Raw genomic sequence first — 11,194 nt, 5'->3', positions numbered from 1 at the left:
ATGGTACTGCACTCGGGAGGGTGTGGGAGAGTAGGTCGCCGCCGGACAATCTTTGGAGGGGGTTCGACGCCTTGTGCGTCGGACCCCCTTTTTTTTGTGCCGTCACGGCCCCCGGTCGGGACCGCTGCCGGCGGTCAGTAGGGTTAAGGGGTGGATTATCGTGCGGTAGAACGCGCGATCATGGAGCGCGGCGTCGAGTGGGATTTCGAGCCGACGCTCGACAGGATCGCGGCCCTTCTTGATGTGCTCGGTTCGCCGCAGAGGGCGTACCCGGTCATACACATCGCGGGCACCAACGGAAAGACGAGCACGGCCCGGCTCACCGAGGCTCTGCTCAAGGAGCGCAATCTCAGAGTGGGGCGGTTCACCAGCCCTCATCTGGTGTCGGTGCGCGAGCGGATCACGGTGGACGGAGAGCCGCTGAGCGAGGAGCGGTTCGCGGAGGTCTACGAGGAGATCATCCCGTATGTCGAGCTGACCGACACCCAGGGGCGGCGCATCCAGTTCTTCGAGCTGCTGACCGCCATGGCCTTCGCCGCCTTCGCCGACACCCCGGTCGACGTCGCGGTGATCGAGGCCGGCATGGGCGGGTCCTGGGACGCGACGAACGTCGCCGATGGCCTCGTGTCCGTGATCACGCCCATCTCGCTCGATCACACTGACCGTCTGGGTCCCGACATCCCCAGCATCGCCGGTGAGAAGGCGGGCATCATCAAGCCCAGTTCGACCACCGTGCTCGCCCAGCAGGAGCTGGCCGCGGCCGAGGTGCTCATGCGGCGGGCCGCCGAGGTCGGAGCGGTCGTGGCCCGTGAGGGGCTCGAGTTCGGCGTGCTCAACCGGGAGGTGGCCATCGGCGGGCAGCTGCTCACCCTGCGCGGCCTCAAGGGGGTCTACGACGAGGTCTACCTGCCGCTCTACGGCGCGCACCAGGCGAGCAACGCGGTCTGCGCGCTGGCCGCCGTCGAGGCGCTGACCGGCGGTGACGACCCGCTCGACGTCGATCTCGTACGGCAGGCGTTCGCGCAGGCCGCCTCGCCGGGGCGGATGGAGGTCGTGCGGCGGACGCCGACGGTCGTGATCGACGCGGCCCACAACCCGGGTGGCATGCAGGCGACCCTGGAGGGGCTGCACGAGGCGTTCGACTTCGCCAAGGTCGTCGGGGTCCTCGCGGTCATGCGGGACAAGGACGTCGACGCGCTGCTCGAGCTGCTCGAACCGATGCTCGACGAGATCATCGTCACGCGTAACTCCTCGCCCAGGTCCATGTCGCCGGAGGAGCTGGCGTCCCTGGCCGAGCCGCTGTTCGGCGAGGAGCGCGTACACGTGGTCGAGCGGCTCGACGACGCCATCGACCAGGCTATCGGCGTCGCCGACGCCGACGGCGAGTTCAGCGGCACGGGCGTGTTCATCACCGGGTCGGTCGTGACGGCGGGTGACGCGCGGCAGCTGCTCAAGGCGGATGGTTCACGATGAATTTCCAGGTGACTCCAGGTATGCGCAGGCTGGGCGCCAGCGTGCTCGGCATGGAGGCCATCGTGGCGGGGCTGATCACGCCCGTGGCGATCACCGTGGGCGGGGTGGCGCCCGCGCTCGCGGTGACCGCCGGCATCGGGCTGGCGGTGCTGTGCGTGGTCGCCGCGGGCCTGCTCAAGCGGCCGTTCGGCTACATCCTCGGCAGCCTCGTACAGGTGCTGGCGATCTGCACGGGCTTCCTCGTGCCGATGATGTTCTTCCTCGGCGCGATCTTCGCGGCGCTGTGGATCACGGCGATTATCGTCGCTCGGCGTGTTGAGGGCGCTACTTCCCGCTAAAGTCGGCGCATGACCGTCCCCCCGATTCAGCGGTCGGCCGGGCCCAGGGTCCCATGGCTGCTCGATGTGACGCTCGGGCTGCTTGTCGTTGCCGCCTTGCCGCTGGCGATCGTCACCGTTCCCAATACGCTCTCCGTCGTCGCCAAGCTGCTGCCCGGCGACGTCGACCAGGTCGGGCTGATGCGCACGCACGGGCTCGCCCTGCCCGCGCTGATGCTGACCGTACCGCTGGCGGCGGTGGTGCTGCGGCGCGTGCAGGTGGTTCACGTGGTGCTGCTGGGGCTGGCCCTGGTGGCCCTGTCCGACGTCGCCGGTGGGTACGCGGGCTCGGAGCTCCTCGCCGGAGTCGTGCGGGTGCTGCGCGGCGTCGGGGCGGGCCTGGTCGTGCCCGCCACGCTGGCGGCCGTCTGGGGCCGGGCGCTGGTGTTGCGGGCGCTGTGGGTGGGCGTGTTCAGCGTGAGCCTGCTCGCGGCCGAGGCGCTGGCGCTGTGGCCGCTCGACAAGGCGAGCAGCTGGAAGGTCACGCTGCAGCCGTACCCGATGCTGACGGGGATCGCGCTGGCCCTGGCGGGCGCGTACCTGCTCATCTGGATCCTGCTCGGGCGGCCGGCCACGCCGATGCTCAACGACGGGGAGCGGAGCCGGCTGCTGCTGGCCGCCGTGCCGGCGGCGGGCATCGCGGTCGTGGCGATCAGCACCGCGACCGAGGGGTGGCGGGCCATGCCGGTGATCGTGCTGGCGGTGGTCGCCGTGGCCGGGCTGCTGGGGCTGGCCACGATAGGGGCTACGGAGAGCCGTACGCTGGCGTACTCCATGGTGGCGGTCGGCGTGGTGCTGCTGCCCAGCGCGGCGCAGGTCACGCTGGTGGAGATGGGCGGGCTCGGCGGGCCGGGGCTGCGGGGGCTCTGGGTGCCGTTCGCGGTGGCCGGGCTGCTCGCCGTCGGCGCTGCCGCGGCCGTGCGGCGGTTCGCGCCGGCCCCCGGGCGGTGGCTGGTGCCTTTCGGGTTGCTCGCGATGGTCGTGGGGCTGTCCTCGGTGCGGCTCGTCGTGCCGTCGGCCGACGGGTTGGTGCTGGCCGTGCCGTTCACGCTGCTCGCGGTGGGGGCAGCGGTGGCGTTGACGTCGGCGCTGCAGGAGGTGGGGGTCGGGACGGCCGTCTTCGGGCTCTCGCTGTGCGTCGCGGGGGTGCTGGCGGGGTTCCTGCTCGGTACGGGTGTGCAGATGGCGATGCTGGACGGGGTTTCGTCGGCCCAGGAGCTGGTGGACAGCTTCGTCGGCGCGCTGCACTCGTGGGCCCTGATCGGCGGCTTCCTCGTGGTGCTGGTCATCGTGCTCTCCACCGTGATGGCCCGGCGGGGTGCCGCCAGGCCCGAAGAGCCGGCGTCCGCGTCGCCTGCGGAGGAGGCGGAGGATGAGGACGAATCTGCCGGTTCGGTGCCCGCCGTGCCGCCGCAGGGCCAATCGCCCGAGGACACCACCTCTCCATGACGCCGTTCGGTAGGAAAACGAGGGTGGGGGCGCGGGACGGTAAGCTGAGGCCCAAGCCACGGCGACGCGTGGGCCCGTCCCCCGCGAAGCATCCCGCGGCCGGGCCGGGCGCCCGTGATCGCGATCCTCACTCTGTTCGAAGGAGAACTCCAAGTGTCCGAGCGCACTCTTGTCCTGATCAAGCCCGACGGGGTTAAGCGCGGCCTCATCGGTGACGTGATCGCCCGTGTGGAGCGCAAGGGCCTCAAGGTCGTGGCGATGGACCTGCGCACCCTCGACGCCGACACCGCCAAGTCGCACTACGCCGAGCACTCCGAGCGGCCGTTCTTCGGTGAGCTCGTCGAGTTCATCACGTCGGGGCCGCTCGTCGCCCTGGTCCTCGAGGGCCCGCGGGCCGTCGAGGCGTTCCGCGCGCTGGCCGGCGCCACCGACCCGGTCAAGTCGGCCCCCGGCACGATCCGCGGCGACCACGCCCTCGAGATCGGCGAAAACGTCGTCCACGGCTCCGACTCGCCCGAGTCCGCCGCCAGGGAGATCAAGATCTTCTTCCCTGACCGTTTCTAGGCGATTCGCCTCGCCAATCCGCGCCCGCGCAGCATGTCGCTGCGCGGGCGCGCGTTTTTGTCGGGCGCCTGTCGTAGGGTGGCGAGGTCTTGGTGTGCGGGGCCGATTCGTGGGCGTGGCGGGGGCGGGATTTTGTCGGCGCTTCCGCGTACGGTTGGCAGGGTCGATACGTGAGGCCTCGAGCCGATGGGCGTTTTGGATCGTTCCAGCAAGCCTTTGGGTGTTGTGGTGCAATCCGGGCAAAATTGCGGTTGAGGTAGGGGCTGGAGATTTTTGTGGGGCGCGAGGGCTCATTGCGCCCATCGGTGGGTACGTCACGTTACGATTCGAATTCGATCCGTAATCATTCGCGAACGACGTTACGGAGGGCTCCGTTCCCCATGGGCAGCAAGCTCGCGTTTCTCGGCCGTGACATGGCGGTCGACCTGGGCACCGCCAACACGCTGGTCTACGTGCGCGGCCGGGGCATCGTGCTCAACGAGCCCTCAGTCGTAGCGATCAACACCGCCACGGGCAAGATCGTGGCGGTCGGCATCGAGGCCAAGCGGATGATCGGTCGTACGCCTGGCAACATCGTCGCCGTCCGCCCGCTCAAAGACGGCGTGATCGCCGACTTCGATGTGACTGAGCGGATGTTGCGATATTTCATCCAGAGGGTGCACCGACGTCGGCATCTCGCCAAGCCGCGCATCATCATCGCCGTGCCGAGCGGCATCACCAGCGTGGAGCAGCGCGCGGTGAAGGAAGCCGGGTACCAGGCAGGCGCCAGGAAGGTCTACATCGTCGAGGAGCCCATGGCCGCCGCCATCGGGGCCGGGCTCCCGGTGCACGAGCCGACCGGAAACATGGTGGTCGACATCGGTGGGGGCACCACCGAGGTGGCGATCATCTCGATGGGCGGCGTGGTCACCAGCCAGTCCATCAGGATCGGCGGCGACGAGCTCGACCAGGCGGTGATCGCGTTCGCCAAGAAGGAATACTCGCTGATGCTCGGCGAGCGCACCGCCGAGGAGATCAAGATCGCCATCGGCTCGGCCGGCCCGACCGGCGAGGAGTCGCACGCGGAGATCCGCGGGCGCGACCTGGTCAGCGGGCTGCCCAAGACCATCGTCGTGTCGAGCGAAGAGGTCAGGAAGGCCATCGAGGAGCCGGTCAACGCCATCGTCGACGCGGTCAAGACCACGCTCGACAAGTGCCCGCCCGAGCTGTCGGGCGACATCATGGACCGCGGCATCGCGCTCACCGGCGGGGGCGCCCTGCTCAAGGGGCTGGACGAGCGCGTCAAGGCCGAGACGGGCATGCCCGTGCACCTGGTCGAAAACGCCCTCGACTCGGTCGCCATCGGCTCCGGCAAGTGCGCCGAGGAGTTCGAGGCGCTCCAGCAGGTCCTGGTGCCGGAGTCGCGGCACTGATGAGAGACTCTCGCCATGCGCGGCTGATCCTGGGCGGGCTGCTGACGGCAGCCCTGATCATCCTGACCGTCGACCATCGCACTGGCAACAGCTCGCCGCTGCGGCCGCTGCGAACGGCGGCGGCTTATGTGTTCGGCACAGCGGAACAGTTCGGCGGGGGGCTGGTGCGCCCCGTCAGCGGGTTCGTCCGCGCTCTTGTGGACGCGCCCGGCGCCCAGGACCGCATCAACGCGCTCAAAGCGGAGAACGCCCAGCTCCGGGCCGGCCTGGTCGCCAGCAAGCTCGACGCGACCCGCTCCAAGGAGCTCAAGCAGTTGCTCGGCCTGTCGGGGTCGGGCGGATACAAGGTGGTCCCGGCCAACGTGGTCGCCCGGCGCGGGCTGCCGGGCTTCGAGGACGCCGTGCAGATCGACGCCGGCACGAGTGACGGCATCCGTACGGAGATGACCGTGCTGAGCGGCGACGGTCTGGTCGGGCGCGTGATCAACGCGGCCCCGCACAGCTCGACGGTGGTGCTCCTCAGCGACCCGGCCTCGGCCGTCGGGGCGCGGCTGGAGGGGGGCAAGGAGATCGGTGTGGTGCACGGGGTGGGGGAGAACGGGCGGCTCGTCCAGTTCCGGCTCCTCGACTCCACGGCCCCGCTGACCAGCGGCGCGCGGATCGTCAGCTTCGGCTCGCAGAACGGCAGCCCGTACGTGCCGGGGGTGCCTATCGGGGTGATCGAGCGGGTGGAGTCGACGCCGGGGGAGCTGACCCGGATCGCGTACGCCCGTCCGTACGCGGATCTTTCTTCGCTGGACGTGGTCGGGGTGGTGGTGGAGGCTCCGAAGCGGGATCCGCGTGACGCGGTGCTGCCCGCCAAGGCGCTGCCTGCCACGGAGGGATCGCGATGATCGGGCGGCGGGCGGTTCCACGGCGCCTGCCGATCAATGGGCTTGGTGATCCGGGTGCGCGCGGAAGCGCTGGCTGTCTGGGTGAGAGGTGCGCTGCCGACGCGTATCTGACCGCGTGGGGCGATGCTGGCACCTATCTGGCTGCGTGCGGCGGTGTTGGGGCGTATCTGGGCGCACGGTGCGGTGCTGGCCGGTGTCTTGGCGTGTGGGGTGCTGGTGGGCGTGCGGACGTGACATGGCGTGCTGATGGGCATGCAGGCGCGCGGCGCGGTGCTGGCGGGAGCGTAGACGCGAGATGGGGTGCTGGCGGGCGTGTGGGCGCGTGTCAGGGCGGCAGCGGTCGTCTGGAGCGTTCCATCGGAGGTCGGCGCTACGCGTCTCTGAGAGCGCTTGTGGCGGCGTCTGGCGAGGGTTGGGCGCGGGCGGTGCGGAGGCCTTCGGGGTGGATCGGCCCGCGAGCGCCGCGCGGAAGCTCGGCTCCGGGGTGGCAGTCGGTGAGGTCGTCGGCTTGGGTGTCGGGCTCGCGTGGGCTCCGGTCGCCGGCCCGGGTCCGGTCGTCGGCGCGGGTCCGAGTGGCCGGCGGTGGCCGGTGGGCGTCGGTGGTGGCCGGGGCGGATCGGTGGTGGGTGTCGGTGTCTGCTCGGCTGGATCGCCGGTGGGCGTCGGTGGCGGGTGGGTCGGATCGTTGGTGGCTCGGTTCGCTGGAACGGCTCGAACGACCTGGCCGGGCTCCATCCGGCGGGTCGGGCATGGGGCGGGCGTGCGGGGCGGGGCGGATTGTGAGGGATTCCCGGGAGGGGGCGCGGTGATCGGCGGGTTGTCCGTGTTGTTGGCCTTGCTGGCGCAGGTCATGTTGGTCAACCGATTTCCCCTGCCGGCCGGGGGCTCGCCCGATCTGGTGCTGCTGGCCGTGATCGGGGCGGCGTTGGGGCGGGGCGCGTCGTCCGGGGCGGTGCTCGGGTTCAGCGCCGGGCTGCTCGTCGATGTCATGCCGCCGACCGCGCACCTCGTGGGGCAGTACGCGTTCGTGCTGGCGCTCGTCGGTTACGTGGCCGGGCGTGGCGCGGGTGGGCCGGTCACCACCGTGGTGTTGTGCGTGCTGCTGGCGCCGTTGCTGGCGGCGGTCGTGAGCGGGCTGATCGCCGATCCCCGGGTGACGATCTCCACGCTGACCGAGCAGGTGCCCGTCACCATCGTCTACACGCTGGTCGTGTCCCCCATCGTGATCTGGCTGACCACACGGGGCAGGGAGGCGGGGTTCTCGACATGATGCGGATGCGGGCCAGGCTGCTGCTGGTGCAGGTGCTCGTCGTGACGTTGCTGGTCGTGCTGGCCGTGCGCCTGTGGCAGGTGCAGGTGGTGCGCGGGAACGAGTTCGTGACGCGGGCGACGGAGACCAGGACACGGGCCGTGATCGTGCCCGCCGTGCGGGGGCAGATCCTCGACTCGCACGGGCGGCCGTTGGTGCGCAACAAGACCGCGTTGGTCGTGTCCGTGGACCGGACCAGGCTGACCAGGATGAAGGACGGCGGGCTCAAGGTGCTGAGCAAGCTGTCGGCGGTGCTCGGCCGGCCGGTCGCCGATCTGCAGCAGCGCATCACGCCGTGCGGGCCGGGAGTCCGCAAGCCCTGCTGGACGGGATCGCCGTACCAGCCGGTTCCGCTCGACGAGAAGGTGGATACTCGGGAGGCGCTGCAGATCCTCGAGCGGCAGGAGGAGTTTCCCGGGGTGACGGCGGAGATCCACTCCGTCAGGCAGTACCCCGGCGGGCGCGACGGGGCGCAGATGCTCGGCTACCTGCAGCCGGTCACCGAGGCCGAGCTGGAGAAGCGCGAAGGGCTGAAGGCCAGCTTCTCCGGGGTGGACCTGGCGGGGCGTGACGGGCTCGAGTACGTCTACGACGAGGCGCTGCGCGGCAAGTCGGGGCTGCGCAGGGTGCAGGTCGACAGGATGGGCAAGGCGCTCGGCGTCGAGGAGCAGATCACCCCGATTCCCGGCGACCACCTGGTGACCAGCATCGACTCGCGGGTGCAGTCCGTGGTGGAGAAGGCGCTGGCGAAGGCGATGAAGTCCGCGCCGGCGGCTGACGGCGGCGCGGGGGTGGTGCTCGACGCGCGTACGGGACGGGTGGTGGCGCTGGCCAGCGCTCCCGGATACGACCCGGCGGTCTGGGCGGGCGGGATCTCGACGCGCGGATATCAGTGGCTGCTGTCGGATAAATCAGACATGCCGCTCGTGTCCCGGGCGATCAACGGCCAGTTCGCGCCGGGTTCGACGTTCAAGATCTCGTCGGTGTCGGCGATGCTGCGGTCCGGATACCCGCTGAACGGCACGTACGAATGCCCCGGCTCCTACATGGTCGGCGACCGGGCGTTCAGCAACTTCCGCGGCGTTTCGCTCGGCTCGCTCAGCCTGCACACCGCGCTGGTCAAGTCGTGCGACACGATCTTCTACAAAGCCGCGTATGAGCAGTACCTGAAGGACGGCGGGCGCAACCCGAAGAAGGCCACCAAGGAGATCTTCGCCAACACGGCCAGGGCGTTCGGGTTCGGCAGGCCGACCGGGGTGGACCTACCGGGCGAGTCCTCCGGGCGCATCCCCGACCGGGCGTGGAAGAAGGACCTGTGGAACCGCATCAACGCCGTGAGCTGCGAGCGGTCGCGCAAGGGATACCCGGAGGTCAAGGACCGGGCGCGGGCCGACTTCCTCAAACGGCTCGCGCTGGAGAACTGCACCGAGGGGTTCCTGCTGCGGCCGGGCGACTCGGCCAACTTCTCCATCGGCCAGGGCGACGTGCTGGTGACGCCGATGCAGCTCGCGCGGGCGTACATGGCACTGGTGAGCGACGGGAAGCTGCGCAGCCCGCGCATCGGGTGGGCGCAGGTGCGGCCTGACGGCAAGGTCGTCAGGACCATCCCGGTGCCGGTCGTGGGCAAGCTGCCGATCAGCGAGAAGGAACGGCTCTACATCAAGAACGCGCTGAGCCAGGTCCCCTCGGACGGCACCGCGGCGGGGGCCTTCGCCGGGTTCCCGATGGACAAGGTGCGCATTGGCGGCAAGACCGGCACCGCGGAGGTCTGGGGCAAGCAGGACACCTCGTGGTTCGCGTCATTCGCGCCCACGAAGAATCCGCAGTACGTGGTCGTGGTCATGGTCTCGCAGGGTGGCATGGGCGCGCAGACGGCGGCGCCTGCCGTGCGGGAGATCTACGAAGGGATCTACGGCATCAAGCGGCCTCCCGCCGTGCCCGGTGGGAAGCTCACGACGAGGTTGCCCAGCTTCTCGCCCGACGGAACGGTGGCCGGAGGATGAGCGCCCAGAGCCTGGAGCCGGGTGCGGGCGGTCGGGTGGCCGGTGCCGCCGGTGGTCGTGGGAGCCGGTCGGTGTCCGCTCGGCTGGATCGCCGGTGGGCGTCGGTGGCGGGTGGCGGCCGGAGGCGTTGGTTGGCGGTGGGGGATCGCCGTGGAGGCTGGCCCGTCGCGGGTGGTGCGGGTCGGGGTCGGTTGGTGGGCGGCGCGCGCAGGGGTTGGCCCGTGGTGGGCGGTGGGCGGGGTGGGGTTCGGCGGCCGGGCGGTGGGACGGCGGGCCGGTGGGTGGTCGGCCGCGTGGCCGGAGGGGTGATCGGCTGCGCGGACGCGTGGGTGGTCGGTCGTGAGGGCGGTGGGGTGATCCGGCGTGCGGGCGGGCAGGTGATCGGCCGTGAGACCGGAGGGTTGATCCGCGGTGCGGGCGGGTGGGTGGTCGGCCGCGTGGTCGGAGGGGTGGTCGGCTGGGCGGCCGGGTGGGTGATCGGCTGTGTGGTCGGGTGGGTGACTGGCCGCGTGGTCGGGTGGATGGTCGCTGGGATGGAGGTGCGGAGGTGATCGATCGAACGGTGGCCGTCCGGCGGCCGTCGCTGTTCCGCCGAGTCGCCGGTGAGAACTCGACGGTGCGCAGGCTGGATGCCCTGATGCTGGTCGCGGTGGCCGGGCTGTGCGTGATCGGCACGCTGCTCGTCTGGTCGTCCACCAGAACCTGGGCCCCGGGCTCGACGGGGCTGGTCAAGAAGCACGTCTTCAACGAGATGATCGGGATCATCCTGTGCGCGATCGTGGCGACGGTCGACCATCGCGCGATGCGGGCATACGCGCCGCTGGTGTTCCTGGTGTCGCTGATAGGGCTGGGGCTGGTCATCACGCCGCTGGGTGCGACGATCAACGGGTCGCACTCGTGGATCCTGCTCGGTGGCGGGTTCGCGGTGCAGCCGTCGGAGTTCGCCAAGGTCGGGCTGCTGCTGATCATCGCGATGCTGCTCGCGCAGCCGGCCGAAGGCAGTGATCGGCCGCGCGCGCTGGACATATGGCTGGCGCTCCTCGCCTCGGGGGTCACGATGGGGCTGGTGATGCTCCAACCGGACCTCGGGACGGCGCTGGTGCTGGCGGTGATCACGGCCGCCGGGCTGATCATCGCGGGGGTGCGCAAACGGTGGATCGCGGCGCTGACGCTGGTGGCGGCCGGCGGGGTGTTCTCGGTGTTCTACTTCCAGCTGCTCGAGCCGTACCAGGTGGCCCGGTTTACGGCGTTCGTCGATCCGAGCGTCGATCCGCGCGGGGTGGGCTACAACAGCACGCAGTCGATGATCGCGATCGGCTCCGGGCAGCTCCTGGGAAAGGGGCTGCTGGGGGGCGGGCAGACGACCGGGCGGTTCGTGCCCGAGCAGCACACCGACTTCATCTTCACGGTGGCGGGGGAGGAGTTCGGGTTCCTCGGGTCGGTCACGGTGGTGCTGCTGCTCGGGGTGGTGCTGCTGCGCGGGCTGAAGATCGCCAGGCAGTGCGACGACAGGTTCGGGACGCTGGTCGCGGGCACGATCGTGTGCTGGTTCGCGTTCCAGACGTTCATCAATGTGGGCATGACGATCGGGATCATGCCGATCACGGGGCTTCCGCTGCCGTTCGTGTCGTATGGCGGTACGGCCACGTTCGCGAATCTCATTGCGATTGGGCTTCTTCAAGCCATCAGGGTGCGAAGACAGTCGTTTAATTAG

9 protein-coding genes are annotated in these 11,194 nt (G+C 70.2%); all 9 read left to right on the top strand.

The genetic code is table 11. The features are described from left to right. Positions 1 to 180 precede the first annotated feature (180 nt). The 9 genes from ABZX61_RS47565 (at position 181) to rodA (ending at position 11,194) form a co-directional block, all read left to right on the top strand. Entirely contained in the window at positions 181 to 1,473 is a 1,293-nt protein-coding gene (locus ABZX61_RS47565; RefSeq protein ID WP_355205055.1) for a folylpolyglutamate synthase/dihydrofolate synthase family protein, read from the top strand. 20 nt (positions 1,474 to 1,493) lie between these two features. Continuing rightward, entirely contained in the window at positions 1,494 to 1,811 is a 318-nt protein-coding gene (locus tag ABZX61_RS47560) for a DUF4233 domain-containing protein (RefSeq protein ID WP_355205041.1), read from the top strand. Positions 1,812 to 1,820: 9 nt separating this feature from the next. Next, the gene (locus ABZX61_RS47555; RefSeq protein ID WP_355205039.1) at positions 1,821 to 3,299 is read left to right on the top strand and encodes a hypothetical protein; all 1,479 of its coding nucleotides are present in this window, start codon (positions 1,821 to 1,823) and stop codon (positions 3,297 to 3,299) included. 153 nt (positions 3,300 to 3,452) lie between these two features. Further along, positions 3,453 to 3,863, top strand: coding sequence for a nucleoside-diphosphate kinase (gene ndk, locus ABZX61_RS47550; RefSeq protein WP_350740740.1), 411 nt, complete (start codon positions 3,453 to 3,455; stop codon positions 3,861 to 3,863). A gap of 380 nt (positions 3,864 to 4,243) precedes the next feature. Beyond that, entirely contained in the window at positions 4,244 to 5,275 is a 1,032-nt protein-coding gene (locus ABZX61_RS47545; RefSeq protein ID WP_185078196.1) for a rod shape-determining protein, read from the top strand. After that, complete coding sequence (mreC, locus tag ABZX61_RS47540) at positions 5,275 to 6,168, top strand: rod shape-determining protein MreC (protein WP_350740738.1); 894 nt, start codon at positions 5,275 to 5,277, stop codon at positions 6,166 to 6,168. The genes ABZX61_RS47545 and mreC overlap by 1 nt, the downstream gene beginning before the upstream one ends. A gap of 805 nt (positions 6,169 to 6,973) precedes the next feature. Continuing rightward, entirely contained in the window at positions 6,974 to 7,438 is a 465-nt protein-coding gene (gene mreD, locus ABZX61_RS47535; RefSeq protein ID WP_355205035.1) for a rod shape-determining protein MreD, read from the top strand. Beyond that, positions 7,435 to 9,480, top strand: coding sequence for a penicillin-binding protein 2 (gene mrdA, locus ABZX61_RS47530; protein ID WP_355205032.1), 2,046 nt, complete (start codon positions 7,435 to 7,437; stop codon positions 9,478 to 9,480). The genes mreD and mrdA overlap by 4 nt, the downstream gene beginning before the upstream one ends. Before the next feature lie 547 nt (positions 9,481 to 10,027). Further along, on the top strand, positions 10,028 to 11,194 hold the full coding sequence (rodA, locus tag ABZX61_RS47525) for a rod shape-determining protein RodA (RefSeq protein WP_350740732.1): 1,167 nt from the start codon (positions 10,028 to 10,030) through the stop codon (positions 11,192 to 11,194).

Source organism: Nonomuraea sp. NPDC003709 (assembly GCF_040610775.1).
GTDB classification, from domain to species: Bacteria; Actinomycetota; Actinomycetes; order Streptosporangiales; family Streptosporangiaceae; genus Nonomuraea; species Nonomuraea angiospora_A.
Note: the sequence above shows the minus strand (reverse complement) of the source record. Positions and strands in the feature narration are given on the sequence as shown.